The organism is Microbacterium sp. NPDC089698 (assembly GCF_044749045.1).
In the GTDB taxonomy this organism is placed as follows: domain Bacteria; phylum Actinomycetota; class Actinomycetes; order Actinomycetales; family Microbacteriaceae; genus Microbacterium.
Genome location: NZ_JBIVHE010000004.1, coordinates 107,782 through 133,956 on the forward strand (window position 1 = coordinate 107,782; position 26,175 = coordinate 133,956).

Here is a 26,175-nt window from a genome sequence, read left to right on the forward strand (position 1 = left end):
GCGTGAGCGCGCTTCTGACCGGAATCCTCCTCGTGATCGGCGCGAACGTGCTCGCGACGCCTGTGCTGCTGTACGTGGCAGCGCTGCTGTTCGCGCTGCTCGTCCTTTCGGCGCTGTTCGTCTTCGTCCCGCGCCGCCGCGCGCGGGTCAGCCGGACGGTCGCCGCGGACCTGCTCACCGTCGGCGACGACACCTCGGTGCGGGTCCGCGTGGATCTCCGCACGGTCGTGCGGGAGCCGACCGGACGCTGGCGCGACGGACTGCCTGCGGCGGTACGCGGCTCCGCGACCGGTGCCTTCCCCTCCGAGGATGCCGAGCGGATCCCCGGCGGGGCGACCATGACGATGACGTACCCGATCTCCGGGGTGCGTCGCGGGCTCGCCTCGCTCGGCCCGCTGCGGCTCAGCACCGCGGATCCGTTCGGGCTGTTCGTCCGCACCGATGAACTCGGCGATGTGACCCCGATCACGATCGTTCCGCAGGTCGTGCCGCTGCCGCGGCTGACCGACCGCACCGGACGCGCCGGAGGCACGGCACAGACCTCGTCGCACCGACTCGGTCAGGGCGCGGACAATCTCTCCCCCCGCCGATACGTGCCAGGGGACTCGATGCGGCGCATCCACTGGCGCGCTACCGCGCACCGCGGCGATCTGATGGTGCGCCAGGAGGAGCAGGAGTCGAGCCCCGACGCCCTGGTGGTGCTCGACCGCGCCGGCGCACGCTGGGTCGCGGCCGGCGGCGACACGGATCTCGAGAGCTTCGATCGAGCCGTCACGGCATGCGCCTCGATCGCGGTGCACCTCGTGGACAACGGCTTCGCCGTCGACGTGGTCGATGCGACCGGGGTGCTGCTCGGCCGGCTGCGCGGCGCGGAGGACGAGCGCGACGGCCTGCTGGTGGCCCTCGCGGGCACCGCGCCCCGCTCCGGCGAGCGCGACCACGGACTGCCCGCGGCGAGCGAGGGGCACACCGTCGGCCCGCTCGTCGTGATCACGGGCGCCATCGATTCCGCCGACGCCGGGGCGCTTCCGCACGGCGGAGCCGGAACCCCGATCCTGATCGCCACCGCCCCCGGGACGGACGCGCTGTCCGCCGCCGAGACGCAGGGCTGGCGCGTCGCGACGCTCGGCGACGATCCCGCGGATGCCTGGGCCGACACGGGCGCGGGCGAACCCGGATCCGCGACGGCGGACGCCGGTTCGGCACGCGGACGGTCTCCGCTGCTCGGCGGTGCGGTCGGGACCCCGCACACGCGCGGCCCGCAGGAGTCGGCGCATGTCCGCTGACGCCAGCGCATACGGGGGTCCCCTGGCGCAGCGGCGGACGGAAGGCGGCCCCGTGGCCGCCGCCCTGCTGACCGCGCTGGGGCTGGTCGTGGCGGTGTGGCCGCTCAGCGCCGTCGTCCAGCCCGGTTCCTGGGGCGAGGGCGCCGTGGCGACCGCAGGAACGGTGATCGTCGCGGGGGCCCTCGTGCGCTTCCTCCTGCGCCGCGCTCCCGTCTGGCTCGCGATCCCCGCCGTCCCCATCGTCCAACTCGGCGCGGGCGCGATCGCGCTCACGGTGTTCACCGCACGGCAGGCGGGTCGCGGGTGGCTGCTCCCGTCGCCCGAGGTCTGGCGCACGATCGACGCGTTCTTCAGCGCCGCGCTGAGCGAGATCCGCGACGGCGTCGCTCCCCTGGCGGCCTCCCCGGCGATCGCCGTGAGCGTCGCGACCGCGGCAGGGCTCATCGCCGTCGTGCTCGACCTCGTGCTCGTGACGCTGCGCGCGCCGCTCATCGCCGCGGTGCTGATCACCGCGCTCGGCGCGGCGCCGGGGGTCGTCGTCCGCGAGGGCGCGAACCCGGTGTGGTTCATCGGGCTCGCTATCGCGATCCTGTTCTTCCTGCACGTGCGGTTCGCACCGCCCGGTTCCGAGCGCCCTGCGCCGGCGACGCGGGACGAGACGGTCGCCGTCCGCGGAGCCCATCCCGACGCCCCGCTGCGCACGCGGCGCCTGCCCGCCTTCCTCCTGGGATTCCTCGCCGTGCTCGCGGCGCTGATCGTCTCGCCGCTGCTGCCCCTGTCCGCCTCGGGGCTCAACGTCGGCGGGGGCAGCACCACGCTGAGCGCGACCCTCGATCTCGGAAAGGATCTGCGCCGCCCCGCCCCCGCGACCGCGCTCACGCTGATCAGCGATGACGGCACGCCCCCGTATCTGCGCATCGCGACCCTCACCCGATTCGACGGATCCACCTGGCAGCCGGATCGCCCCGCCACCGTGCCGCTGTCGCAGGGATTCGGAGACGTCGCCGCGCCGGATGGGGTCGCGGTGCACAAGACCAAGACCACGATCCGCACCGCCGGGATCTCCGGATCCTGGTTGCCCGTGCCGTATCAGGCCACGGCCGTGCGCGGCGAGAACGGCAGCTGGAACGCGGCCGCCGACAACCGCACGGTGATCGCGGCGAACGCCGACGCGGCCGACCAGAACTACTCGATCGACACCGCCGTGCTGCAGCCCACGCTCGACCAGATCCGCGCATCGACCTCGTCCGGGGCCGACGTCCCCGCAGATCTGCGAGCACTGCCCGCGAAGATGCCCGCGATCATCGCCGACAGCGCGCACGAGGTCGTCGGCGGCGCGACGACCGACTACGACAAGCTGATCGCCCTGCAGACCTGGTTCCGCGCAGGATTCCGCTACTCGCTGCAGACGCCGGTCGACGACGGCTTCGACGGCACCAACGTCGACGCGGTGGCGAGGTTCCTGACCGTGCGCGAGGGGTACTGCGTGCACTTCGCCGGGGCGTTCGCGCTCATGGCGCGCTCACTGGGCATGCCGACGCGGATCGTCGTCGGCTACCTGCCCGGCACGGCCACCGACCGCCGCTCCGACGACGGCAAGGTCGTCTACGAGGTCTCCACGGACCAGTTGCACTCCTGGCCGGAGGTGTACTTCGCCGGCATCGGCTGGGTGCCGTTCGAGCCGACCGCGACACGCGGCATCCCGACCGCGTTCACCGAGGACAGCACCAGTGCCGGCGGCAGTACGGCGCCCTCGGCCGGAGCGACGCCCGCGCCCACGTCGACCGGCGCCGCCAAGGATCCGAAGAACCTCGATGTGCCGAACGCGGGTGCCACCGGGGCGTCGAAGCCGACCGCGCTGCAGGCGATGCCGATCGTCTGGACGGTCCTGGGCGTGCTCGCCGTGCTGCTGATCCCCGCCCTGATCCGACGTCTGCAGACGGCTCGGCGCCGTGCCGCCGCGCGCCGCGGGGACGCCGTGGCCGCGTGGACCGAACTGCGCGCGACGCTGCAGGATCTGGGACTGCCCGCCTCCTCCGCGGAGTCGCCGCGCGCCCGCGGCGAGCGTCTGGTGCGCGAGCGCGGTGTCGATGCCGTCGCCATGGACGCCCTCGTGCGCGCGATCGAGCACGCCAGCTACGCCCGCCAGGTATCGGACGCCCCTCCGGGCGGCGCCGATCTGCGCCCCCCGCTCGACGCGATCCGGGCGGACCTGCGCGCGCATGTCTCGCGTCGCGACCGGATCGCCGCAGTTCTGACGCCGCGTTCGCTGCTCGGCTCCCGGCTGCTCGCGACCTCGACGTCCTGAGTCCCGGACCGCGACGCCGGAGACCTCCGTTCGACGCCGGGGCTGTCCGGCGCGCGCTCCGGCGAAGGCTACGCTCGGAATCCGGTGCCGATCCGGCGGCGCCGCGGCGTCGAGGCGCCGGCACGGAGGGGGACGCATGGCCGAGCCGACCGCGCCTCTCGAGGATGCACCCCTCGGGGACTGGCGCTTCACCGGCACCCTGCGCACCTACCAGGCGCAGGTGCTGGAGCGGTTGGCCCCCGGCTCCGAGTCCGAACTGCACATCGTGGCTCCCCCGGGCTCCGGCAAGACCCTGCTCGGGCTGCTGCTCGCCGCCCGCGAAGGCGGGCGCACGCTCGTGCTCGCCCCGAACACGACGATCCGCGAGCAGTGGGCGCGCACCGCCGCCGGGCTCGCGCCCGACGCCGCGGCCGTGTCGACGGATCCGCTGCGCATCGCCGACCTGACCGCGCTCACCTACCAGGCGCTCAGCGTCACGGGCGACGGATCCCCGTTCGAGGCGCTCGCCCGCGCCCGGTGGGCGGACGAGCTCGTCGAGAGCGGTCGCACGCAGGCCGCGGCGGAGACGTGGCTGGCCGCACTCGCGGTCGACAACCCGGCGCAGTACCGCACCGGACTGCGCGGGCGCGTGAAGCGGATCCGCCGCCGGTTCGCGCGGGAGCGGCCCCAGGCGATCGCGCGCGTGCTGCATCCGAACGCGGTCTCGCTCCTGGAGCGGATCGTGGACGCCGGGGTCGACACCATCGTCCTGGACGAGTGCCATCACCTGCTGGATCACTGGGCGCTCGTCGTCGCCTACCTCGTCGGCGCGATCCGCGAGCGCGGCGGGCGCGGCCTCGTGATCGGACTCACCGCCACCCTCCCGGACGTCGCAGACGGCACGGAGTTCGACAACTACACGCAGCTGCTCGGCGAGGTCGACTTCGAGGTGCCCACCCCCGCCGTCGTGAAGGAGGGGCATCTCGCGCCCTACCGCGACCACGTCTGGTTCACCGAGCCGGTGCCGGCCGAGGCCGCGTTCATCCGCCGGCACGGAGAGCAGCTGGACGCGCTGCTCGCCCAGGTGCTGTCCACCCCCGACGGCATCCGCTACCTCGAGGAGCGCCTGCAGCCCGCGGATCCGGATCCGCCCGAGCCCCCGGTCGCCGATCCCGCGGCGGCCGAGCAGGCCCCGGCCGCGGATCCCTTCGACGACCCGCCCGCCGCGCCGCCCTCCCCCGCGGCGCTTGAGCGCGCCCTGGCCGACGACCTCCCGCTCACCCGGTCCTGCGGCGTGGTGCTGCGCGCGCTCGCCCCGCAACACCCGATCTGCGCGATCCTGCCGCCCGTGCTCTTCGAGCGCTGCACGACCGACGACCTGCTGACGGTGCTGGCCCGTTTCACGCTCACGACGCTGCTGCCGGACCCGGGCGCGAAGCACCAGTGGCGCTACGTCAAGAAGGCCCTCGCCGACTTCGGCCTGCTGCTCACGGACCGCGGTCTCCGCCGCGGCAGGGATCCGGTGGAGACCACCCTCGCGTTCTCGGAGGCCAAGGACCGCGCCGCCGTGGACATCCTCCGGCTCGAACTGGGCGGAGCGGACGGCGCGAGGATCAAGGCTGTCATCGTGACCGACTTCGTGGAGCACGGCAACAGCCGCGGCCTCGTCGGCGAGACCGCGGCCGGCGCCCTGCGCGCCTACGACTTCGTCGTGAACGATCCGCTGACCGCGGCCCTGAGTCCTGTGCTGCTGACCGCCGACCGCATCCGCGTGCCGGCGGCGCGGGCCGAGGAGCTCGCCGCCGCGCTCATGGCACGTGTCGGATCCGCTGTCCAGGTGCGTCCCGGCGGGGTCGGCCCGTGGCGCGAACTCGACGCCCCCGGGGTCGGCGCCGGGAGCATCGTCGCGGCGGTCTCCGCTCTGATGTCGGCGGGATCCGTGCGCCTCCTGGTCGGCACCCGCGGCCTGCTCGGCGAGGGCTGGGACTGCCCCGCCGTGAACACGCTGATCGACCTCACGACCGTGACCACCTCGACGGGAGCCCCGCAGCTGCGCGGCCGCACCCTGCGGCTGGATCCCGCGTGGCCGGAGAAGGTCGCGCACAACTGGTCGGTGAGCTGCCTGATCCCGGCCGAGGTGGCCCTGGACGACGCCACCGAGCAGCGCCGGCTCACCCGACGGCACGGCCACCTGCTCGGGCTCAGCGCGGATGACGACGGGCGCATCGTGCGCGGGCTCGGCAACGCCCTGTCGCACGCCGCGCGCCAGGCGCTGCACCGCGTGCTCGGCAAGGATCCGGAGGCGTCCGTGGGCGCACTCGGCGAGCTGGTGCGCGCCGAGGTGCTGCCGCGCTCCGAGACCCGTGCGGCCTGGCGGATCGGGGAATCCTACGTCGCGGAGGAGCGCGAGGCGCTCGCGGTGCGGAGGGCCTCGGTGTCGGCGCTCGTCCCCACCACGCGCGCCGTCCGCTCGGCCCTGCCCTGGGCGATGCTGCTCGGCATGGCGGGGAGCGCCGGTGTCACCGCCCTCGTCGCGAGCGCCGTCCCGATCGCGCCGGCCGCGGGGGTCGGCATCGCGGTGACGGTGGGGACGGCGCTCTCGCTGAGCGGCGCGGTCGGGCCGCTGGTGCGCGAGCGCCGTCGGCGACGAGAGCCCGCGACGTCCTTCCGGGGCGCGGCGGTGGCGCTCGCCCGCGCCCTGGCAGAATCGGGACGGATCCGTCCGCTCGATGAGGCCGCGATCGTCGTCCGCGACGAGGGCGACCGGATGCGGATCGAGCTCGCGGGCCCCGATCAGCGCGTGGTCGCCGACGCGGCGGAGGAGCTCTTCGCTCCGCCCTCCGCCCCGCGCTTCCTGCTGCGGACCGACCGCGAGGACGTCGGAGGCCGGGCCTCGCTCCTGGGCATGGTCGCCGCGATGCGCCACGAGGGTCTGCGCGGGGCGGCCTTCCTCGCCGTCCCCCGAGTGCTGGCCCGGCGCCGCTCCGACGCCGAGGCGTTCCTCCGGCACTGGCGCGAGAACGTCGGCGCGGCGGAGCTCATCGAGCTCAAGGGCGAAGAGGGCCTCGCACTGCTCGCGCTCGCCCGACGCACCCCGCGGGTGCTCGACGCCGCAGAACCGCGCACGACGCTCTGGGGCTGAGTCCTCCTCCGGCTCCGGCGAGCGCGCTCAGGCGGCTTCGGACGTGCCGTTCGCGGGCAGCCCTGCTGCGGGTGCCTGCTGCTGTCCCGCCTGAGCCGTCGATGCGGCAGCGGCGGAAGATCCGGGACGCACGGGCTCCGCATCCCCGCGGCGCCCGTGCCACCAGCGCAGCAGGTGGTCGATGCCGAACCCGAGGATGACGGCGAACACCACCGCGATGCCGACGCCCAGCAGGGGGTTCTCGTGCACCCACTGCCCTGCCAGCAGGCCGATGCCCAGGGCGTAGGCGACCCACGTGATGCACGCGAAGAGGTCGTAGAAGAAGAACTTGCGATGAGGGAAGCCGGTCTGGCCCGCCATGTAGTTCACCGCGACCCGGCCCCACGGGATGTACCGGGCGGTGAAGATCAGGGCCGCACCGCGCTTGTCGAGCTCGTAGCGGGCCCATTCGAACATCTTGTGCACCTTCGGGCGGCGCATCCAGGCCCAGCGCTCGGTGCCGATCGTCCGACCGAGCAGGTACGCCATGTTGTCCCCCGCGACCGCGCCGACCAGCGCGACCAGCCCGAGCACCACGAGGTTCGGCTCGCCGTTGTGCAGCGACAGGGCGGCCAGCGCGACGAGCGCCGTCTCGCTGGGCAGGATCGTCGCGAAGCCGTCGATGAAGAAGAACACCAGCAGCACGGGGAACAGCCAGAGCTGTCCCGCGGCGTGCAGCAGCCAGGCGTTCAGCAGGTCCATGCCCTCCACGCTACGGCGCGCCGGGACCGCCGTCGTCATACCGGAGAGTGATGTTCCGAACTGTTCACCGCGGTCTGCTCCGACCGCTCCTCGCCCGGGCGCCGGTGCTTCAGTCCGCGGTCGTGTGCTCCGCGCACGGCACCGCAGCGCAGGTCGCGCAGACCACCGCCTGATGCCGGCACGAGGGGTCGGGGCAGTTCGCGGTGCGGTTGGTCGCCGCGCCGCAGCCCGCGCACACGCCGATGACGGCCGCGTGATCGGAGAAGTCGACGGATCCGCGCCCGTCGAACACGTACAGCGACCCGTCCCACAGCCCGTCGTCGCCGAACCGCTCGCCGTAGCGGACGATCCCGCCCTCGAGCTGGTACACCTCGCCGAAGCCGCGCGCCGTCATGAGACTCGACAGCACCTCGCAGCGGATCCCACCGGTGCAGTAGGTGACCACCGGCCTGCCCTTGAGGTCGTCGTACGCACCCGAGTCGAGCAGGCCGACGAAGTCGCGCGTGGTCTCCGCGTCCGGGACGACGGCTCCGCGGAACCGGCCGATCCCGGCCTCCAGGGCGTTGCGCCCGTCGAAGAACACGACCTCGTCCCCGTGTTCGGCGACGAGCTCGTGCAGCGCATCCGGGCTGAGCCGGGCTCCGCCGCCGACCACGCCGTGCTCGTCGACCTGCAGCTCCCCCGGAGCGCCGAACGAGACGATCTCGTCGCGCACCTTGACGCTGAGCTTGGGGAAGTCCGCGCTGTATCCCTCGGCGTCGACCGCGGTGCCCTCGCTCCATTTCACATCCGCGTCGCGGAACGGCGCGTACCCGCGGAACGAGCGCAGCCACTTCTTCACGGCGGGCAGGTCGCCGCCGAGGGTTCCGTTGATGCCGTGCGGGGAGATCAGGATCCGTCCCCGCAGGTGCAGCGCCTCGCCGAGGTCGCGCTGCCAGAGGCGGATGGCCTCGGGATCCGGCAGAGGCGCGAAGGCATAGAACAGCACGATCTTCGGGGTGGGCACCCAGCGATCCTAGTCGCGCGTCGGCTGCGACCTCCGCCGCGCCCAGGCGCCCGCCGACTCGCTCGACAGGGCGAGCAGTGCCAGGCACTGCAGAGAGGCGGAGAGCAGCGTGCCGTTGAGTCCGAGCGTCGCCGTGCCGTCGAGGTAGTCGATCGCGGTGGTGAGCACGCCGATCGCGAGGAGCACCATGAGGATCGCGCGTGATCGTCTCCCCCGGCGGAGCACGAACCAGGCCATGAGAAGCTGCGCGAGCGAGATGAGCACCCCGAAGCCGAGGACGAAGAGCAGCAGGGCCACCGCCTCCGGCGGGCCCGCGGCGACGAGCGCCTGCACACCGGGATCCACGGCGGCGCCGAGGGTCAGCCCGAGCACGTCGACGATCGCGCCGAGGACCACGACGCCCACGGCGAAGGACGTCGACAGCGGCGCCCGCCGCATCGACCGTTCGGCGGTCGTGCGCAGCGATTCGCCCCGTCCCTCGCCCGGGCGGTCCGCGGCCGGGTCGGGGCCGAACTCCTCTTCGGATCCGTCCGGATCCTCATGCGGAGCGGTCTGCACCCGGGTCACATCGAGGATCGGGAGGTGACCGTCGGTGATGAACCGGTCGCCGCCGCCGTTGCGGGAGTGGTAGCCGGTGGTGAAGTCGCGGAGGTCCCGCACGCGCACCGCCGGGTCGGCATCGCGTGCGCTCTGCACCACGAAGTCGCGCTCGACGTCGGTGTTCTCGTCGATCCGGTGGGTCACCTGCAGCGTGAACAGGCTGAGGCCCACGTCGGTGTCGTAGGTGCCGGCGCCGAGCCAGTCGGTCTTCGCACCGCCGGGCAGCAGCCAGCCGGGCGGGCAGTGCCAGAAGCGCACGTGGTGCCGCTGCTTGGGGTTGCCCGCGACCTCCTGCTGGTAGGCCACGTCGTGGCGGCGCCCGAACAGCATGAGCGGGGAGACCGGCGCCGTCGGATAGCTGCGCCGGGTGAGCGTGGAGACGATGATGCCCCAGGTCGAAGCGGCCGTGATCTCGTCGGCCCGATGCCAGCCCGCCCCGATCATGACCTGGTCGAGCTGCGCGGCGGATCCGTCGACCCCGAGGTTGACCGGATCCCCCAGCAGTCCGTCGCCCGTGCGCGTGCGCCCGAAGAAGTAGTCCGGCACGTAGAGGTCGCTCAGCAGCCGATGCAGACGCGGCAGCACGAGGTAGGCCATGATCGCCCACACCGGGATGAACAGCAGCAGCGCCCACGGCGAGCGGACGCCCTCGATCGAGATGATGACCGCCAGCCAGACCGCCGCGGCCGTCGCCACGAGGAAGGCGATCCGGTCGAACACCGTCGACGACGGCAACGGCTGCTGCATCTGCAGCGCCCAGCGGCGCCTCGACGGATGCTGTGCGTCGCTCACGGCTGCCTCTCCTTCGCGGTCGTCTTTCATCCTGGCACGGAGGCCGGGCGCCCGCCGAGGTCTTCCGCGTCGTCGCACCACCGGCCGGGCGCGGTGGATCCCCGGGCACGGTCAGGACCATCCCGTCGCATCGGATAGGATGGTCAGGTTGTATTCCTGGTGACGTGTCCGAGCGGCCGAAGGAGCACGCTTGGAAAGCGTGTGTTGTGCAAGCAACCGCGGGTTCGAATCCCGCCGTCACCGCCAGATGGAAGCGCCGCCCCGAGATCCACGGGGCGGCGCTTCACTCGTCTCGGAGCGGGGCTCGGAGGCTGCCGGCTTCGCCCGTCGGGCGGTCCGATGCCGCGCGCTCGTAGAGCGCGTCCGCCGCGGAGCGGAACGTCGCGAGGTAGTCGATCCGATCCGGCAGCGTCGACCACTGGTCGCGGATCCCCTCGTTCAACGCCAGCAGTTCGAGCACGAGCTGCTGGGGATCCTGATCGGACCTGATCTCGCCGGCGGCGATGCGGTCGGCCACGAACGGCACGAGCGTGGCCAGCGCCGTCTCGAGGGTCCGCTGGGCGCGCCCTTCGACGGGGTGCCCCTCGATCCGGGAAGCGCCGGTGAGCATGACGCGGAATCGCAGCAGGTCGGGTTCCTCCGCCGCCGTGGCGACGGCGGCGATGAAGTCGTCGAAGAGCGCCCGCAGCGACGGCGCCGGCACCCGGATCGATTGATAGGCCTCCTCGCGACGCTCGACGACGGCCATGAAGAGATCGGTCTTGGTCGCGAAATGGTGCAGAAGGCCGGCATCGGTCACACCCGCCGCCCGCGCGATGTCCGCCACCCGAGCGGACTCGTACCCCTTGCGCCCGAATTCGCGGGTCGCGGCGGCGAGGATCGCCGTCCGGCGGGTCTCGCCGCGGGCGATGCGCTTGTCGGTCTCGGCGGACTTGTCGGTCTCGGAGGTGGTGGCACGGGTCACACAGACGACCATACGAGACCGGCACCGCAGCGGAACAACGGGTCGCTCGTGTCGAAGGGGACGTCCTCACGGGACTCGACGACAGCCGACATCGAGCGCGGGAGGTCGAAAGGCAGTCGTCCTGCGACGTCGACGCGGCCCGAGACCGCCTCCCACAGGACATCGTCGTCGACACCGAAGGTTCCGACGAGCACGATCGGCAGCGCGGCCAGCGGCGTGAGCACCGCGGCGCGCTCGAGGAAGACGTCGACGACCGTCGGCACCGCCGCGGCGATCGCCGCGATGCGCGCGACCTCCGCCGCAGGGAACTCGAGGCTCCCGCCGTGGAAGCCCTGCTCGAGAAGTCCCTCCGCAGCCTCGTACGGCGCCGCGATCCGCAGGACCGCGACCTCGGCGTCCTCGGGCGTCTCGGCCAGGACGGCGCGCCCTTCGAGCGCCTGCGGGTCGATGCCCTCGGCATACACGCGGGTCGTCGGGGTGATCGTCACCGCGGCGCCCTGGAGCGCCACGACCGACGCACTCTGGACCCTGCGCGCGAGGGCTCGATGGGCCGGTACGGCGATGCGCTCCGCCACGTCCTCGACGGACGCGGCGCGGTCCGCCGCATCCGAGAGCAGCCCCAGCCGCTCCTTCTCCCGCAGCACGCGGCGCACCGACTCGTCGATTCTCTCGACCGATACGAGCCCCCGCTCGATCGCGGTGAGCACGGGTCCCGGATCGTCCTCACCGCCCAGCTGGTCCACGCCGGCGTCGAACAGCCGCGCGACGCGCTCGACCGGATCCGCGTCGAGCATGCCCCAGGCGCGCACCGGCAGCTCCAGGCCGAGCCGCGGCAGCCGCATGCCGTGCACGATGTTGAAGTCGGTGACGACGACCCCGTCGAAGCCGAGCCGCTCCCGCAGGAGGCCTGTGATGATGCGCCGCTCGAAGGCGAAGCCGACCTCGTCGTAGTCGAGCCCCCGCGGCGCGGCATAGCCGGGCATGACGCGCACGACGCCGGCCTGAACCGCGGCGGCGAAGGGGGCAAGGTGGTCTTCGAACCGCCCTCCGGGATACACGGTGTGCGCCCCGCGCTCGAAGTGCGCGTCCTCTCCGCCCTGCTGCGGACCACCCCCGGGGAAGTGCTTGACCGTGGCCGCGACGCCGGAGTCCTGGAGCCCCGCGACGTAGGCCGCGACGAGCTCGCCCGCGAGCTGCGGATCCTCCCCGAACGTTCCGGCGACACGCGCCCAGCGGGGCTCGGTCGCGAGGTCGGCCATGGGGTGCAGGGCGATGTGCAGCCCTGCGGCGCGCAGCTCTGAGCCGATCATCCGGGCGACCTCGCGGACGAGCTCCGGATCGCGTGTCGCGGCGAGGCCGATCGGCTCGGGCAGCACCGTGAACCCGCCGCCGCTCATGGCGACCTGCGCGTTGCGGACGCGACCGTGCACGGGGTCGGCGGCGACCGAGACGGGAACGCCGAGACGGGTGTCCGCGGCGAGCGCGCGGACCGCCTGCCCCCAGCGGGCGAGGTCGGCGACGGGTGCGGGGTTCATCAGCGTGAGGTGGGTCACATGACGATCGCGCACCAGCGCCGTCGTCGGCAGGAAGCCGAAAGGGGATTCGTCCTCGGAGCCTTCCCAGAGCGTCCCGTCCGCCCCGCAGACGACGCGGGCCACGAGCAGGCTCCCGACCTTCTCCTCGAGGGACATCCGCCCCAGCAGATCCTCCACTCGGCTGCCATCGACCGTCGTGGTCTCTGCGCGCATGCCCGCTCCTCATCGTCCCCGCGCAGGGTCGTTCCCGCGCCAGGAACATAAACCTAGTAGCAACTAGGTGACTTTTCCAGAAGCGATTGCGCGATCCGGATCGGTCGGAGTACGCTCCTCAGCGAGTTCACCTAGTCGCCACTAAGGCTTTACGGCCCGGACGTGAGCCGCTGGTCCAATGAGGGACCCGCACGAATCCGAGGAAGGATCCCCATGACCACGCCCGTCACCGACGCATCCGCACCGCCGCGCGTGCCGATGTCCCGTGTCTATCTGCTCGCACTCATCGAACTGGTCACGCTCGGCGCCCTGGTCACGCCGCTCGTGGTCTCGCTGTCGCTGAAGGTGCTGCAGGTCGTTCCCGCAGCGCAGAAGGAGGGCGCGCTGGGCCTCGTCACGGCGCTCGGCGCGCTGGCCGCGCTGCTGGCGAACCCGATCTTCGGGCACCTCTCCGACCGCACCCGCTCCCGCTTCGGCCGCCGGCGTCCCTGGCTCCTCGCGGGCGCGGCCGGAGGGCTTCTGTCGGCGGTGATCCTCGCCGTCGCCCCGAACCTCCCGGTCCTGGTCATCGGCTGGGTGCTCTCCCAGGCCGCCTACAACGCCACCCTGGCGTCGCTCTCGGCGCTCCTGGCCGACCAGATCCCCGAGGAGCAGCGCTCCCAGGCCTCCGGGATCTTCGGAGCCTTCGGATTCCTGGGTCTGGTCCCGGCGATGCTGGTGGCGACGCTGTTCGCGTCGAGCCTTCCCGTGGTCATCCTCGCCATGCCGCTGGTCGCCGTGATCATCATCGTGATCGTGTGCCTCCGCCTCCCCGATCCGCCCGCGTCGCGGCCCGAGAGCGAGCAGCGGTCCATCCGTCAGGTCTTCGCCGCGTTCGCGTTCAACCCGTTCAGGACGCGCACCTTCACGCTCGTCTGGATCCAGCGCGCCACCATGCAGTTCGGCTACTCCGTCGTGTCCACGTTCGGCCTGTTCTACCTGATGGTGCGCCTCGACCTGGGCCAGACCTCGGCCGCGTCCCTCACCTCGATCGCCACCCTGGCCGGCGCGGCGCTCAACTTCATCGCGGCCTTCACCTGCGGCTACTTCGCCTCCCGCCGCGGCAACTACACGCCGTTCGTGATCGCATCGGTCGCGCTCATGGCGGTGTCCCTCCTGCTCAAGGCGTTCACCGACAGCACGGCGGTCTTCTGGATCAGTTCGCTGCTCGCCGGTCTCGCGCTCGGCGCGTACTACGCGGTCGACCTCGCCCTGGCGATGCGCACCCTGCCGCTCGGCGAGGAGGGCAAGTACCTGGGCATCTTCAACATCGCCAAGACGCTGCCGCAGTCCATCGCCCCCGCTCTGGCCCCTCTGATCGTGCTGATCGGAGGCGCGGACCCGATCTCCGGGGGCGACAAGAACTACGCGGCGCTCTACTTGGTGGGGACAGCCGTCGTGCTCGCGTCCCTGCTGACGCTGCCCGGCCTGCGCGGGGTGCTGCGCCGGGACGCCTATGAACGCACCCGCACCGAACTCGTCCGCATCCAGGCCGCCGCGATGCGGGCCAACCGACAGGAGATCGTATGACCACCCTCATCGACGGAACCTTCAACTCGCGCGACACCGGAGGGCTGCCGCTCGCTGGTGGCGGGCGCACCCGGCACGGCGTGCTCTACCGCTCCGATGCGCTCAGCTCGGCGACGGACGGCGGGTTGGACGCGATCGCCGCCAGCACGATCGGAACGATCGTGGACTTCCGCACGGAGAGCGAGCGCATCGACGCCCCGAATCGCCTGCCCGCGGCCCGTGCCTTCCGGGTGCGAGAGCTCTCCCTCCTCGAGGGGGCGCTGACCGGCGCTCCTCAGGCGGGAGCACCGAACGACGACGCCCTCGACGAAGAAGCCATGCGGGCGATGCTCGCGCGCATCCCGACCCTGCCGGTGCTCTACACGGCGATGCTCGAGAACGCCGCGGGCGCCTTCGCCGAGGTGGCTCGCGAGGTCGTCTCCCCCGCGGATCCGGACCGGCCGGGTGTGCTGGTCCACTGCACGGCCGGCAAGGACCGCACCGGCGTGGCGACGGCGCTCCTGCTCGACGCCGCGGGGACCGAGCGCTCCGCGATCGTGGCCGACTACGCCGCGAGCGAGCAGAACCTCGCGGGCGAGTGGGCCGAGCGGATGCTCGCTCGCGCCCGCACCTGGGGGGTTCCGCTGGTGCCCGCGATCACCGATCTGGTCACTGCGACGCCTCCGTCCGCCATCGAGGCCGCGCTCGCCTGGCTCGACGACCGCGGCGGATCCGCGTCCTATCTCCTCCGCGGGGGTTTGACCCCGGTCGAGCTGGATCGCCTGCGCGAGCGCATCGCCGGCTGACGTGGGGGCCGATCTCATGGCCGTCGGCGGGATGGTGCTCTCCGCCCTGTTCGCCGGGATCCTCGGGGCTCTCATCGGCCTCGAACGGCAATGGCGGCTGCGCACCGCGGGCATGCGCACCAACGCGCTCGTCTCGATCGGCGCTGCGCTGTTCGTGATCCTCGGCTCCCATGCCCTCCCGGGCGCGACGGCGGACCCGACGCGGGTCGCGGCCCAGGTGGTCTCGGGGATCGGCTTCCTCGGCGCCGGCGTGATCCTGCGCGAAGGGCTCAACATCCGCGGGCTGACGACGGCCGCGACCCTGTGGTGTGCGGCCGCCGTCGGGTCGCTGGCCGGAGCGGGAATGCCCCTGCTCGCGGCGTGCGGCGCCGCGCTGATCACCGCGACCAACGTCCTGCTGCGGCCGGTCAGCACAGCGCTGAACCGCCGCCTGAGACCTCGCATCGATCTGATCGAAGCGGCGGAGGACGGCTCCGATGCGGAGCAGACCCACGAGTACGTGCTCGAAGCGGTCACCAGTGAGAAGAGCGAACAGCGCGTGCGCGCGCTGCTGCTGCAGGAGGCCGCCCATCCGAGCCTGATCCTCCGTTCGGTGCGCGTGCGCCCCGGTGAGAGCGCGCAGGTGCGCATCCGCGCGGAGGTCAGTGTCGAGGATCCGGATCGGCTCGATGTGATCGAGCAGGCGATCTCGCGCGTCGGAACCGATCCGAAGGTCACCGCGAGCCGCTGGTGGGCCGTCCCGGCCGACGACTGAGCCGCCCGGCGGTCCGATGCCGCGTCAGGCCGCCGGGATCCGGATCCCGTAGATGGTGCTTCCCTCGCCCGAGGCGAGCTTCGTGAAGCCGAGCCGCTCGTAGAACGCGCCCGCGGAGTGGTTGTCGGCGTTCATCCCGAGGTGCAGCGCCGGAACGCCGCGCCGTCCGAGCTCGGCCAGCAGCGTGTCGATGAGGCGGCGCCCGAGCCCTTGGCCCTGCGTCTCCGGCAGCAGGTCGATGTGCAGGTGCGCCGGGTACTCCCGCACGATCGGGTCGTCGCCCGGCGCCTGACGGTCGCCATAGGCGATGAAGCGATCCTGCGGCGTCGGTTCGGCCGCACCCGACGCACGGTAGCGGTCGCGACGCGAGGGCCACCACCCGTCCCGGAACCAGGTGGCGAACGCGTTCGTGTCATCCGTCGCGACGATGTATCCGATCACCCGCGCATCGTCCGCCTCGACGACCCAGCAGAGCCCCGGGTCGCGCAGCGCATAGGGCACGGCGAACAGGTCGCCCCACAGCGCGTCGTCCTCGAGCATGCCGGTGGCATCCTTGCCGACGTCGGCGGTCTTCACGCACACGTCGGAGAGCGCGTCGACGTCTTCGGGGCGGAACGATCGGATGCGTGCCACGGGAGCCATGCCTTTCGATTGCGCCCTTCGTCTCGCTACGCTCGCTCAGGGACCTGCGGATCCCCTCAGCCTAGCGAGGCGGATCCGCGCGGGGATCCCGTGCCTCGACGCCGTCCAGCACGCGCGGCAGCCGCACCCAGCGCCACAGCATCGCCGCCATCAGGAAGGCGGCGCCCGCGCCGATCAGCGCACCGCCGACCGTGTCGCTGAACCAGTGCACGCTGAGCACGGTGCGCGAGAACCCCATCGCCACCGTCCACGCCGCTCCCCCGATCGCGACCCAGAGCGTCGGGAACAGGAACCACAGCACGACCGCGAGGGTCGCGGCGTTCGCCGTGTGCCCGGAGGGGAAGGATCCGAAGTCGGAGGCGATCAGCAGATCCTGCGGACGGGCGCGGCCGAGCGCCTTCTTCACGAGCTGCACGATGCCCGCGCTCGCGACGAAGGCGATCAGCGCGAACAGAGCACCGCGCCACCCCCGCACGAGCCAGGCCAGGGCGGCGATCAGCAGCGGGGTGAGGATCGTCGCGACCCATCCCCCGCCGAGCACGTTCATGACCAGTGCCCAGCCGACGAGCACCGGCCCGCGCCATTCGACCATCTCCAGGTTCCACGCGTCGTCGAGAGACACGATCACCGTGGGAGAGGTCGCCAGCACCACGGCCGTGGCGAGCGCGAGCGCCACCCCGACGATCCCGAGGACGAGAGCGAGCCGACGTGTCATCCGGCCATTCTCCCCTGTCCTCTCTTTCTGGCCTCGCAGCCGGGCCGGCGCTTCCGGCAGCACGACGGAGGCCGGGGTCCGCAGGTGCGGATCCCGGCCTCCGAGGCATCGAGCGGGTCAGCCCTTCGTCGCACCGGCCAGCAGGCCGCGCACGAAGAACCGCTGCAGGGCGAAGAACACGATCAGCGGGACGATGATCGAGATGAACGCGCCCGCGGACTGCAGGAACCACTGGTTGCCCCAGGTTCCGGACAGCGAGTTCAACGTCTGCGTCAACGGCAGCGAGGACTCCGGCGCGAAGATCGTCGCCACGAGCAGGTCGTTCCAGACCCAGATGAACTGGAAGATCGCGAACGAGGCGATGGCCGGCATCGCGAGGGGCAGGATGATCCGGAAGAACATCTGCCCATGGCTCGCCCCGTCCACGCGCGCCGCCTCGACGACCTCGCTCGGGATCTCCGCGATGAAGTTGTGCAGCATGAAGATCGCCAGCGGCATCGCGAAGATCGCGTGCGCAATCCACACCGTCGCGAAGCTGTGATCCACGTCGCGCAGCTCGAGGCCGGGGAAGATCTGGGTGCCGAACAGTGTGAGTCCCCGCGAGAACAGCGAGAGCAGCGGGACGAGCGCCATCTGGATCGGCACGATCTGCAGGGCGAACACGAACACGAACACGATGTTCTTGCCCTTGAAGTTCATCCAGGCGAACCCGTACGCCGCGAGCGAGGCGATGAAGATCGGCACCACGGTGGCCGGGATCGCGATCGCCAGCGAGTTGATGAACGATGCGCCGAGCGTCAGCGCGGTGCCGCCCGAGGTCAGCGCCTCACCGTAGTTCTGCAGCGTGAACGACGGATTCACGAACACGGTCCACCAGCCGGTGCTGTTCGAGTCGGCGCCGGGGCGGAACGACGTGACGAACAGTCCAAAGGTAGGGATCGTCCAGAAGATCGCGATGATCACCGCGGCGATCGTGGCGCCCCTCGAGGTGAGTCGCTTCTGGGCCGTGGCCTCATTGCGGCGGGTGTCGCGCTCGACCTGGCGCTTGGTGCGGTTATCGGTGACGACGGCCTGCGTGGCGCTCATCAGCGGATCTCCCTCTGCTTGCGGATCTGCCGGGCGTTGTAGATGATCAGCGGCAGCACGAACAGGAACAGCACCACGGCCAGTGCCGAGGAGTGCCCGTAGCTCTGGAAGCGCTGCTGCTGGTTGACCATCTCGAAGCCCAGCACGGTGCTGTTGGCACGGCCGCCGGTCATCACGGCGACGATGTCGTAGACCTTCAGCGAGGCGATCGTGATGGTCGTCAGCACGACGATCAGCGAGGAGCGGATCCCCGGCACCGTCACGTTGCGGAACCTCTCCCATGCGTTCGCCCCGTCGAGAGACGCGGCCTCGATCTGCTCGGTCGGAACCGCCTTGATCGCCGCGGAGAGGATCACCATGGCGAAGCCGGTCTGCGTCCAGATGAAGACGATGAGCAGGCAGATCGTGTTCACGAGCGGCGTCGTGTCCAGCCAGCCGATCGGCTTGCCGCCGAACAGCGTCACGATCGCGTTGAGCAGGCCGATCTGGTCGCCCTGGCGGTAGTCGTAGATGAACTTCCAGATGATGCCGGCCCCGACGAACGAGATCGCGAACGGCATGAAGACGAACACCTTGAGGAGCTTCTCGCCGCGCGCTCTGTCGATGAACACGGCGTAGGCCAGGCCGAAGATCGTCGACACGATCGGGGCGATGAGCGCCCAGATCAGCGTGTTGATCACCGACCAGAAGCCCTCAGGGTTGGTGAACACCCACTGGTAGTTCTCGAGGGCGACGAAGTCCTTGCCGGTCTTGTCGAAGAACGACTGGATCACGGTGCTCACGGCCGGGTAGATCAGGCCGATGATGAGCAGGAGTCCCGCCGGCGCCATGAACAGCAGGAGCTGCAGGGTGTAGCCGGCTCCTTCGCGTGCACGGTAGTCGGCGAAGAACAGCATGCTTCCGGCGAGCAACGCGATGATCATGACGTAGATCAGCGCGTTCTGGTACGGACGCAGCAGCATGAAGGCCAGCACCGGGATCACGAAGCACGCGACCAGGCGCAGCCAGAAGTAGCCCTTGCCGTGCCGCGGCGCGTACTCGATGAGCAGCAGCAGGATCGTCGCCACGACCGCGAAGACGACGAGCACGATCGGGATCTGCAGCAGCGGGTTGAGTCCGCCGATCCAGACGAAGAAGCTCTTCAGGGAGAAGCCGAGGCTGGTCGGCACCGGGGTCTCGGGCTCCGGGCTCACCAGCAGAGCGAGGAAGACTCCGATGATCGCGATCGCGCCGACGATCATGGCGCCGATCGTGACGGATCGTGAGGCGGTCGTGCGACCGGATCGCGGGGACGTGGTCGACGTGGGCGGCGACATCGTGGTTTGCGACATGTGGACCCCCTTCTGGGTTCGCCGTCGAACTCTGTCAGGATCTGGCCTGCTGACGACTGCGGGGCCGTCCGCCGATGCGGACGCGCCCCGCAGCCCTCGCAGGTTGAGCTCAGACTAGTTCTTGTAGCCCGCCTGGATGTCGCTCAGGACCTGGTCCGTCGGCTTTCCGTCGATCCAGCTGACCATGCCCTTCCAGAACGAGCCCGAGCCGACGGTCGACGGCATCAGGTCGCTCGCGTCGAAGCGGAGCGTGGTGTTCGGGTCCTGGACGGTCTTCATGGCGTCCTGCAGGAACTCGCTGGAGGCGAGCGTGGGGTCGGCGTTCTTGTTCGCCGAGATCACGCCGCCGAGCTTGACGCGGGCGTTCGCGAAGTCTGCCGAGGACATGAACTCGAGGACCTTCTTGGTGGCCGCGGTGTCGCTGAAGCCGGCGACGAACTCGCCACCGCCCTCGACGACCTTGTCGCCCTCCTTGATGCCGGGCATCACGAACGCGTACACGTCACCGTCGGGGGCGACCTTCGGCGCCGCGCCGGCCTTGGTCTTCACGTCGAGGAAGTTCGACGAGAGGAACGAGGCCTGGTGCGTCATCAGGCAGGTGCCGTCGGCGACCTTGGCCGCGACGTCCGCGAAGGCGGTCGAGTTGATGCTCTTCACGTCGCCGAAGCCCGCGTTGACGTACTTGGGGTCGAGCAGGATCGTGCCGACGGCGTCGAAGGCCTGCTTGATCTGCGGGTCGGTGAACTTGACCTTGTTGTCGACCCACTGGTCGTAGACGTCCGGGCCGCTCTGGCGCAGGACGAGGTCCTCGATCCAGTCGGTTCCCGGCCAGCCGGAGGCGTCACCGGAGGCGAAGCCCGCGCACCATGGAGCGGCGCCCGTCTTCTCCTGGAGCGTCTTGGTGAGGGTCAGCAGGTCGTCCCAGGTCTTGGGGACCTCGACGCCGAGCTCCTTGAACTTGGCCGGCGAGTACCAGACGTAGCCCTTGACGTTGGCGAGCATCGGGGCGGCGTAGAACTTGCCGTCGAACGTGCCGTACTTCTTCCAGTCTTTGGACCAGTTCTTGTCGACGTTGGATTCGACCTCCTTGGGGGCGGTCTTGACGTCGCCCGTGTCCACGAGGCTCTTCAGCAGGCCGGGCTGGGGCACGATCGCGATGTCGGGGGCGCTGCCGCCCTGCACCTTGGTGACGATGTTGCCCTCGAAGCTCTTGTCGCCGGTGTAGACGACCTTGATGCCCGTGTCCTTGGTGAACTGGTCGAAGGACTTGTTCAGCAGATCCGCCTCGGACCCCGTGATGCCGCCGGAGATCTTGACGGTCTCCCCCTTGCCGGACGAGTCGCCGCCGCTTGAGCTGCCGCCCTCGGCGCAGCCCGCGAGAGCGAGGCCGGACACCGCGAGCAGCGCGAGAGGCGCGATCAGGCGACGTCGCTGAGACATTCCCATACGTTTTCTCCTTCGAATTCGCGGGGGCGATTTCCCCAGCGCTGGGGGTTCCTTCAGGAACCGCTTCCAGGCGACACTAGTGACCCTTCCGCCCATTACGCAACGGCTTTGGATCACAACTGCATAACCGGGGACACGGAGCCGCGGAACATATGGGACCGCTCTCAGGGAACCGGTTCCATCCTCTCTGAGATATCGCTATGGTGAGGGAATCCGTTTTTCGAGGAGGGGTCGTCGTGACCGGGATCATCGATGTGGCGCTGCGTGCCGGCGTGGCGAAGTCGACGGCCAGTCGCGCCCTCAGCGGGAACGGCTACGTCTCGGCGGAGACGAGGGAGCGCGTCGAACGCGCGGCGCGGGAGCTCGCCTATTCGGCGCACTCGAGCGCGTCCAGCCTCGCGACCGGACGCACTTCCACGATCGGCGTCATCATGCCGATGGCCGACCGCTGGTACTTCGCAGAGCTGCTCGGGGGACTCCAGCAGGCCCTCATCGACGACGGCCTGGACCTTGCGCTGTACGGCGCCGCGGAGGGCAGCGACGAGCGCGCCCGCATGCTGGACCACGCCCTGGCCGGGCGGCGCTTCGACGGCATCATCGCCGTGTGCCTGCAGCCGGGGGCGCACGAGCTCGAACGCCTGGCCGGCACCGGGCTGCCGCTCGTCTCGGTGGGTCCGTTCGCCGAGCACGCCGACACCGTCACGATCGACGATGTCGCCGCCGCGCGCGTCGCCACGGAGCACCTGATCGACCTGGGCCACGAGGACATCGCGTTCCTCGGCGACGCGGCGGACGGCGACAGGTTCAGCTTCGGCGAGCGCAAGCGGCTCGACGGCTACCGTCAGGCGATGACCGCCGCCGGGCTGCAGGATCGCATCCGCGCGGTCTCGACCCAGTCCACGATCCCCGAGGCGTTCGCCACCGCGGCCGCGCTGCTCGCGGACCGGCGCAAGCGCCCCACGGCGATCGCCGCCGTCTGCGACGAGGCGGCCGTGGGCGCGATCATCGCCGCGCAGCGCCTCGGCATCGGCGTACCCAGCGAACTGAGCGTGATCGGGATCGACGACCACCGCTATGCCGAGATGTTCAGCCTCACCACGATCCGGCAGAATCCGCGAGAGCAGGGCATCGAGGCGGTCCGTCTGCTGCAGGCCAGGATGCAGGACGCGGAGGCGCCGCTCGAGCACGTGATCGCCCCGGCGACGCTCGTGGCCCGCCAGTCGACAGCCGTGCCCCGCCTCGACACCGCACGCTGACGGGATCCCCCGGCTCCTTGCGAGCCGGATCCGCCTCTGCAGGAGGACCCGCGCCGCATCGGGCCGGATCCGCCCGAGACGCACGAAGGCCCCGGGAGAACCCGGGGCCTTCGCAGCGTCGAAACGCGAGATTACTTGAGGGTGACCGTCGCGCCGGCCTCCTCCAGGGAAGCCTTGGCCTTCTCGGCGGCCTCCTTGTTGGCGCCCTCGAGGACGGCCTTCGGGGCACCGTCGACGACGGCCTTGGCCTCGCCGAGGCCGAGCGAGGTGAGCTCGCGGACGACCTTGATGACCTGGATCTTCTTGTCGCCGGCAGCCTCGAGGATGACGTCGAACGAGTCCTTCTCATCCTCGGCCTCAGCGGCACCAGCGCCACCCGCAGCGCCGGCGACGGCGACGGGAGCGGCAGCGGTGACGTCGAACTTCTCCTCGAACGCCTTCACGAACTCGCTGAGCTCGACAAGGGTCAGACCAGCGAACTGGTCGAGCAGCTCCTCAGTGGTGAGCTTCGCCATGATGTTTCTCCTAATAGATGGGGTTTGTGGGGAAAAGACCGGGGAGGCTCAGGCAGCCTCAGCGGTCTCCAGCTTCTCGCGAAGAGCATCGATGGTGGCCGCGGCCTTGCCCATCGTCGCCTTCATCATGCCCGCGGCCTTCGCCAGCAGAACCTCACGGCTCTCCAGCGAGGCGTACTTGTTGACCTCGTCGGCACTCAGGGCGTTGCCCTCGAAGATGCCGCCCTTGATCACGAGAAGCGGGTTCGCCTTGGCGAAGTCACGCAGAGCCTTGGCGGTGGCGACGAAGTCACCGTGCACGAAAGCGACGGCCGACGGACCCTTGAGGTCGTCGTCCAGCGCCGTGATCCCCGCGTTGTTCGCGGCGATCTTGGTCAGCGTGTTCTTCACCACGGCGTAGCTCGCGTCCTGACGGATGCTGTTGCGCAGCTGCTTGAGCTGGGCAACCGTCAGACCGCGGTACTCGGTCAGCAGGACGGCGTTCGAGTCCTCGAAATTCTTCGTGAGCTCGGCGACCGATGCATCCTTCTGCGCCATGGTCACTCCTTGATGAGTACGGGATGCTCCACGGCGGTGGAGCACCGGCCTTGACCGCCGCGCTCTGCAGGCAAACAAAAACGCTCCGGCGCAAGCGCACGGAGCGTGATCCAGAATCCTGGAGATCGTTCGTGACACCTGCGCGGGCCTCTGCCGTTCGGATCCATGATCCGGCAGTGCTTCGATCGCCTCGTGCTCGCGCACACGACGATGACCAGCGGTCTTCGGTTATGACAAGACTACGGCATCCCGACGGCTCCCCCAAATCGGGGCGGTGCGCGCTCGGCGAGCGCACCGGATCCTGCCGAACGCACGGGATCCTGACGCCAACAACCCGTGCGCCCGGCAACGATCCGTGTACTCGGCAACGACCCGTGCGCACGCCAACGCTCACCGCGCGGCGCGCCAGGTCGTGGGCGTCGGCGGGCGGAGGTAGCCTCGATGGGTGACCCCGGAGCTCGAAGCGCGCATCATCGCGGATTCCCGCGATCGAGTGGCGTGGCTGCGGGCCAGGGCGCGCGGCATCACCGCGACAGACGTCGCAGGACTCACCAGCGACAGCTCGATCGCCCGCGCCGCGGACGCGAAGCTCGGCGCGGGACCGCGCTTCGGCGGCAACGCCTTCACCGACCACGGCCGGCGGCGAGAGCCCGAGATCGCCGCGTGGGTCGCGGCCACGCACGGCATCATGCCCTCGTCCGCGCTGTTCTGCGCCGAGATCGAGAAGCGCCACCTGGCCACCCCTGACGGCATCGTGCAGGAGGCCGACGGACGCGTCCTCCTGGCGGAGATCAAGACGACCAACAAGTCATGGCGCTCCATCCCGCGCACCTATCTGCGACAGGTGTGGTGGCAGCAGCACGTGCTCGGCGCCGAGCGCACGCTGTTCGTATGGGAGGAGCACGACGACTTCCAGCCCATCCACGACGAGCCCAAATCGGTGTGGATCGACCGCGACGATCGCGAGATCGGCCAGTTGGTCGGCCTCGCCACCCGCCTGATCGACGAGCTCTATCACCGCACCACGGGACAGACGCCGCCCCGCCAGGCGCAGGCCGCGCCCAGCAGCAGGGACGCGCTGCGCGAGCGGGACATGTTCCGCGCCCTCGCCCTGGCGGAGTGACCGCTGCCCGGGGCGGGCCCTGTCACGTCCCGTTCGCGAACGTGCAGGTGGGTGTGGTCAGGATCGGCTTGGTGTAGGTGAGCGTCGACACGTTCGGCGACACCCAGCTCGTCCACGCCTTGGTGCGCACGTTGGAGTTGAAGGACTCGCCGAGCAGCCCTCCCAGAAGACCCGAGAGCAGGCTGCTGCTGAACGTCGTGGTGTAGACCCCGTTCGCGTCGGGGCCCGTGGTGGGCACCGCCTGCCACGCCGTGCCCGCGATCTGCCATTCCGTGTCGGCGGCGGCGGTGAAGCCGGAGTAGGGCGCGGTCTGCGCCGCCCACTTCCACGTCACGATCATGATGTTGCCACCGAGCAGCGCACTACGACACGTCGAGACCCCGGTGATCTGCGGAGGCACGAGTCGGACCGCGGTGATGCCGCTTCCTCCCGCGAACTCGGGATCGGTGTAGGACGCGTCGGTCTTCTGCGGCGGCGGGGAGAGCAGGATCAGCCCGAGAAACAGGACGCCGAGGGCCGCGAGGACCCCGGTGAGCGTCCTTCGCGCTCCGCTGCGCCGGTTCATCGCTCGTCACCGCCGCGCCAGCGTCGTGCCCCGACGACGAGGATGGTGACCGCCGCGAGGACGAGCACGCCTCCGACGACGATGACGAGCACCGGCACCGCGCCTCCTGTCGCCGGAAGGGCGTGCTCCGCCCCCGGCCCGATCTGCACGGCGTCCCCGAATCCGTCCGCATGCACCCGGATCTGCGTGGAGGCACCCTGCCGTGCGTCGCCGCCGACGCGCACGTCCAAGCGCAGGTGCGCGACGTCGTCCGCGGAGATCGCCTCGACCTCGACCGGTTGCCCGCCGCGCGGCACGACCCAGCCGGCTCGGAGCGTGCGCTCCCCCGACGGGCAGCCCGAATCCCGCCACGATTCCGCGCAGGTGCGGACGTCGACCGAGAGCGGTGCGGCGCCGCTCGCACTGACGCTCACCCGCACGGATCCGGGATCCGGCGCGTGCGCGCTGACCGTCAGGTCCCAGCGCACGCTCCTGCCGTCCGACATCGCCGCAGCAGCGGACCAGTCCGCACTCGAGACGATCTGCACATACTGCCCCTGCACGGTCTCGGTCACGACCGCGGCCTGCGCCGGCGCCGGCGCCGCGGTCAGCACCCCGAGCGCCCCGGCCAGCAGGACGATCGCCGCGCACCCGATCCGCTTCGTCATGACCCCGGATCGCCCTCGGTCGCCGTACCGGCCTTCCGGGCGCGACCGCCCGTCCGGGGCCAGAACGCCCAGATCACGAGCGCCGTCGCGCCGAGGGTGAGCCCGCCGAGCACGAACGGGTTGCCGAACGCCACGATGACGGGCGCGAGGCCCGGGATCGCTAAGCGCACGATCCGCACCGTGCTCACCGGATAGGGCGCGGGGTCGTCCTGCGCGTTGGCGTCGCCGCGCAGGGTGATGAGCCGCTCGGCCGGCGCCGTGCCGTCCTCGACCGCGCGCACCCGGTGCGTGACGGGCAGCTGACCCGGACGATCGACCGTCACCACGTCGCCGACGTGCACCTGACTCGCCGGGATCTGCTGCACGATCGCGACGGATCCTGCAGGGATCGTCGGCGACATGGATCCGGTGCGGAACATGATGAGGGTGATGTGGGCGGTGAACGCCAGCACCACGAGAACGATGCAGACCAGGCCCGCGAGTGCGGCGACCCACAGCAGCACCTCGCTCAGCACGCCACGCGCGGTCGGCCTGCGCCGCGGGGCGGGCGTGCCGGATTCGCGCTGCGCTCGGCGGGTCAGCGGTGCCGGGGTCGTCGCCTGGGTCACGTTCCTTCTCCTTCTCGTCCTGCGGGGGAT

At 70.9% G+C, this 26,175-nt stretch carries 23 protein-coding genes and 1 tRNA gene; 9 read left to right on the top strand and 15 right to left on the bottom strand.

The genetic code is table 11. From position 1 onward, the window contains the following. The first annotated feature begins 2 nt into the window (after window positions 1–2). From ACIPY5_RS12480 to ACIPY5_RS12490, 3 genes are all read left to right on the top strand, one after another. Window positions 3–1,286, top strand: a complete 1,284-nt coding sequence (locus ACIPY5_RS12480; protein ID WP_400971195.1) for a DUF58 domain-containing protein — start codon at window positions 3–5, stop codon at window positions 1,284–1,286. Further along, window positions 1,276–3,594, top strand: coding sequence for a transglutaminaseTgpA domain-containing protein (locus ACIPY5_RS12485; RefSeq protein ID WP_400971198.1), 2,319 nt, complete (start codon window positions 1,276–1,278; stop codon window positions 3,592–3,594). The genes ACIPY5_RS12480 and ACIPY5_RS12485 overlap by 11 nt, the downstream gene beginning before the upstream one ends. Window positions 3,595–3,730: 136 nt before the next feature. After that, the gene (locus ACIPY5_RS12490) at window positions 3,731–6,715 is read left to right on the top strand and encodes a DEAD/DEAH box helicase family protein (protein WP_400971201.1); all 2,985 of its coding nucleotides are present in this window, start codon (window positions 3,731–3,733) and stop codon (window positions 6,713–6,715) included. A 27-nt stretch (window positions 6,716–6,742) separates the two neighbouring features. On the opposite strand, the gene ACIPY5_RS12495 is transcribed toward ACIPY5_RS12490, so the two are convergent. From ACIPY5_RS12495 to ACIPY5_RS12505, 3 genes are all read right to left on the bottom strand, one after another. Next, entirely contained in the window at window positions 6,743–7,456 is a 714-nt protein-coding gene (locus tag ACIPY5_RS12495) for a DedA family protein (RefSeq protein ID WP_400971204.1), read from the bottom strand. Window positions 7,457–7,565: 109 nt separating this feature from the next. Further along, the gene (locus ACIPY5_RS12500) at window positions 7,566–8,462 is read right to left on the bottom strand and encodes a rhodanese-related sulfurtransferase (RefSeq protein WP_400971207.1); all 897 of its coding nucleotides are present in this window, start codon (window positions 8,460–8,462) and stop codon (window positions 7,566–7,568) included. A 9-nt stretch (window positions 8,463–8,471) separates the two neighbouring features. Further along, complete coding sequence (locus ACIPY5_RS12505) at window positions 8,472–9,854, bottom strand: LssY C-terminal domain-containing protein (protein ID WP_400971210.1); 1,383 nt, start codon at window positions 9,852–9,854, stop codon at window positions 8,472–8,474. 158 nt (window positions 9,855–10,012) lie between these two features. Here ACIPY5_RS12505 and ACIPY5_RS12510 point away from each other — a divergent pair. Next, window positions 10,013–10,100, top strand: a tRNA-Ser gene (locus ACIPY5_RS12510). Window positions 10,101–10,137: 37 nt separating this feature from the next. Here ACIPY5_RS12510 and ACIPY5_RS12515 read toward each other — a convergent pair. Continuing rightward, the gene (locus tag ACIPY5_RS12515) at window positions 10,138–10,818 is read right to left on the bottom strand and encodes a TetR/AcrR family transcriptional regulator (RefSeq protein WP_400971213.1); all 681 of its coding nucleotides are present in this window, start codon (window positions 10,816–10,818) and stop codon (window positions 10,138–10,140) included. Further along, window positions 10,815–12,566: a glycoside hydrolase family 3 protein gene (locus tag ACIPY5_RS12520; RefSeq protein ID WP_400971216.1), complete on the bottom strand. Its 1,752-nt coding sequence runs from the start codon at window positions 12,564–12,566 to the stop codon at window positions 10,815–10,817. The genes ACIPY5_RS12515 and ACIPY5_RS12520 overlap by 4 nt, the downstream gene beginning before the upstream one ends. 213 nt (window positions 12,567–12,779) lie before the next feature. On the opposite strand from ACIPY5_RS12520, the gene ACIPY5_RS12525 reads away from it, so the two are divergent. The 3 genes from ACIPY5_RS12525 to ACIPY5_RS12535 are packed head-to-tail and all read left to right on the top strand — an operon-like array spanning window position 12,780 to window position 15,674. After that, window positions 12,780–14,135, top strand: a complete 1,356-nt coding sequence (locus ACIPY5_RS12525; protein ID WP_400971219.1) for an MFS transporter — start codon at window positions 12,780–12,782, stop codon at window positions 14,133–14,135. Then, window positions 14,132–14,920 (top strand): tyrosine-protein phosphatase, encoded by a 789-nt coding sequence (locus ACIPY5_RS12530; RefSeq protein ID WP_400971222.1) that lies wholly within the window; start codon window positions 14,132–14,134, stop codon window positions 14,918–14,920. The genes ACIPY5_RS12525 and ACIPY5_RS12530 overlap by 4 nt, the downstream gene beginning before the upstream one ends. Before the next feature lies 1 nt (window position 14,921). Beyond that, window positions 14,922–15,674 carry an MgtC/SapB family protein gene (locus ACIPY5_RS12535; protein ID WP_400971224.1) on the top strand — a complete coding sequence of 251 codons (753 nt, stop codon included), beginning with the start codon at window positions 14,922–14,924 and terminating at the stop codon, window positions 15,672–15,674. Window positions 15,675–15,698: 24 nt separating this feature from the next. Here ACIPY5_RS12535 and ACIPY5_RS12540 read toward each other — a convergent pair whose 3' ends face one another. The 5 genes from ACIPY5_RS12540 to ACIPY5_RS12560 form a co-directional block, all read right to left on the bottom strand. Continuing rightward, window positions 15,699–16,316, bottom strand: a complete 618-nt coding sequence (locus ACIPY5_RS12540) for a GNAT family N-acetyltransferase (protein ID WP_400971227.1) — start codon at window positions 16,314–16,316, stop codon at window positions 15,699–15,701. A gap of 61 nt (window positions 16,317–16,377) precedes the next feature. Further along, a complete protein-coding gene (locus ACIPY5_RS12545) occupies window positions 16,378–17,031 on the bottom strand; it encodes a phosphatase PAP2 family protein (RefSeq protein ID WP_400971229.1) in 654 nt (217 codons plus the stop codon). Between the two features lie 117 nt (window positions 17,032–17,148). After that, window positions 17,149–18,117, bottom strand: coding sequence for a carbohydrate ABC transporter permease (locus tag ACIPY5_RS12550; protein WP_400971232.1), 969 nt, complete (start codon window positions 18,115–18,117; stop codon window positions 17,149–17,151). Beyond that, on the bottom strand, window positions 18,117–19,448 hold the full coding sequence (locus ACIPY5_RS12555) for a carbohydrate ABC transporter permease (RefSeq protein WP_400971234.1): 1,332 nt from the start codon (window positions 19,446–19,448) through the stop codon (window positions 18,117–18,119). Before ACIPY5_RS12555 ends, ACIPY5_RS12550 begins: the two co-directional genes overlap by 1 nt. A 114-nt stretch (window positions 19,449–19,562) precedes the next feature. After that, entirely contained in the window at window positions 19,563–20,894 is a 1,332-nt protein-coding gene (locus ACIPY5_RS12560; protein WP_400971236.1) for an ABC transporter substrate-binding protein, read from the bottom strand. Window positions 20,895–21,130: 236 nt separating this feature from the next. On the opposite strand from ACIPY5_RS12560, the gene ACIPY5_RS12565 reads away from it, so the two are divergent. Further along, window positions 21,131–22,150 carry a LacI family DNA-binding transcriptional regulator gene (locus ACIPY5_RS12565; RefSeq protein WP_400971239.1) on the top strand — a complete coding sequence of 340 codons (1,020 nt, stop codon included), beginning with the start codon at window positions 21,131–21,133 and terminating at the stop codon, window positions 22,148–22,150. 131 nt (window positions 22,151–22,281) lie between these two features. Here ACIPY5_RS12565 and rplL read toward each other — a convergent pair whose 3' ends face one another. Both rplL and rplJ read right to left on the bottom strand, forming a co-directional pair. Further along, window positions 22,282–22,665, bottom strand: a complete 384-nt coding sequence (gene rplL / locus ACIPY5_RS12570; RefSeq protein WP_309341512.1) for a 50S ribosomal protein L7/L12 — start codon at window positions 22,663–22,665, stop codon at window positions 22,282–22,284. Between the two features lie 48 nt (window positions 22,666–22,713). After that, a complete protein-coding gene (gene rplJ / locus ACIPY5_RS12575; protein WP_105686198.1) occupies window positions 22,714–23,202 on the bottom strand; it encodes a 50S ribosomal protein L10 in 489 nt (162 codons plus the stop codon). Window positions 23,203–23,647: 445 nt separating this feature from the next. Between rplJ and ACIPY5_RS12580 the strand changes: the two genes are divergently transcribed. After that, a complete protein-coding gene (locus tag ACIPY5_RS12580) occupies window positions 23,648–24,325 on the top strand; it encodes a YqaJ viral recombinase family protein (RefSeq protein ID WP_309341511.1) in 678 nt (225 codons plus the stop codon). Window positions 24,326–24,347: 22 nt separating this feature from the next. On the opposite strand, the gene ACIPY5_RS12585 is transcribed toward ACIPY5_RS12580, so the two are convergent. The 3 genes from ACIPY5_RS12585 to ACIPY5_RS12595 are packed head-to-tail and all read right to left on the bottom strand — an operon-like array spanning window position 24,348 to window position 26,145. Next, the gene (locus tag ACIPY5_RS12585; RefSeq protein ID WP_400971247.1) at window positions 24,348–24,890 is read right to left on the bottom strand and encodes a hypothetical protein; all 543 of its coding nucleotides are present in this window, start codon (window positions 24,888–24,890) and stop codon (window positions 24,348–24,350) included. Then, the gene (locus tag ACIPY5_RS12590; RefSeq protein ID WP_400971250.1) at window positions 24,887–25,537 is read right to left on the bottom strand and encodes a hypothetical protein; all 651 of its coding nucleotides are present in this window, start codon (window positions 25,535–25,537) and stop codon (window positions 24,887–24,889) included. The genes ACIPY5_RS12585 and ACIPY5_RS12590 overlap by 4 nt, the downstream gene beginning before the upstream one ends. Continuing rightward, window positions 25,534–26,145 (bottom strand): signal peptidase I, encoded by a 612-nt coding sequence (locus tag ACIPY5_RS12595; protein WP_400971253.1) that lies wholly within the window; start codon window positions 26,143–26,145, stop codon window positions 25,534–25,536. The genes ACIPY5_RS12590 and ACIPY5_RS12595 overlap by 4 nt, the downstream gene beginning before the upstream one ends. Between the last annotated feature and the right edge of the window lie 30 nt (window positions 26,146–26,175).

Bases quoted from the DNA above. Each gene is read 5' to 3' on its own strand.
- ACIPY5_RS12485 (WP_400971198.1), top strand. From the start codon at position 1,276: ATGTCCGCTGACGCCAGCGCATACGGGGGTCCCCTGGCGCAGCGGCGG.
- ACIPY5_RS12490 (WP_400971201.1), top strand. From the start codon at position 3,731: ATGGCCGAGCCGACCGCGCCTCTCGAGGATGCACCCCTCGGGGACTGG.
- ACIPY5_RS12495 (WP_400971204.1), bottom strand. From the start codon at position 7,456: ATGGACCTGCTGAACGCCTGGCTGCTGCACGCCGCGGGACAGCTCTGG.
- ACIPY5_RS12520 (WP_400971216.1), bottom strand. From the start codon at position 12,566: ATGCGCGCAGAGACCACGACGGTCGATGGCAGCCGAGTGGAGGATCTG.
- ACIPY5_RS12525 (WP_400971219.1), top strand. From the start codon at position 12,780: ATGACCACGCCCGTCACCGACGCATCCGCACCGCCGCGCGTGCCGATG.
- ACIPY5_RS12530 (WP_400971222.1), top strand. From the start codon at position 14,132: ATGACCACCCTCATCGACGGAACCTTCAACTCGCGCGACACCGGAGGG.
- ACIPY5_RS12540 (WP_400971227.1), bottom strand. From the start codon at position 16,316: ATGGCTCCCGTGGCACGCATCCGATCGTTCCGCCCCGAAGACGTCGAC.
- ACIPY5_RS12545 (WP_400971229.1), bottom strand. From the start codon at position 17,031: ATGACACGTCGGCTCGCTCTCGTCCTCGGGATCGTCGGGGTGGCGCTC.
- ACIPY5_RS12550 (WP_400971232.1), bottom strand. From the start codon at position 18,117: ATGAGCGCCACGCAGGCCGTCGTCACCGATAACCGCACCAAGCGCCAG.
- ACIPY5_RS12555 (WP_400971234.1), bottom strand. From the start codon at position 19,448: ATGTCGCAAACCACGATGTCGCCGCCCACGTCGACCACGTCCCCGCGA.
- ACIPY5_RS12560 (WP_400971236.1), bottom strand. From the start codon at position 20,894: ATGGGAATGTCTCAGCGACGTCGCCTGATCGCGCCTCTCGCGCTGCTC.
- rplL (WP_309341512.1), bottom strand. From the start codon at position 22,665: ATGGCGAAGCTCACCACTGAGGAGCTGCTCGACCAGTTCGCTGGTCTG.
- rplJ (WP_105686198.1), bottom strand. From the start codon at position 23,202: ATGGCGCAGAAGGATGCATCGGTCGCCGAGCTCACGAAGAATTTCGAG.
- ACIPY5_RS12585 (WP_400971247.1), bottom strand. From the start codon at position 24,890: ATGAACCGGCGCAGCGGAGCGCGAAGGACGCTCACCGGGGTCCTCGCG.
- ACIPY5_RS12590 (WP_400971250.1), bottom strand. From the start codon at position 25,537: ATGACGAAGCGGATCGGGTGCGCGGCGATCGTCCTGCTGGCCGGGGCG.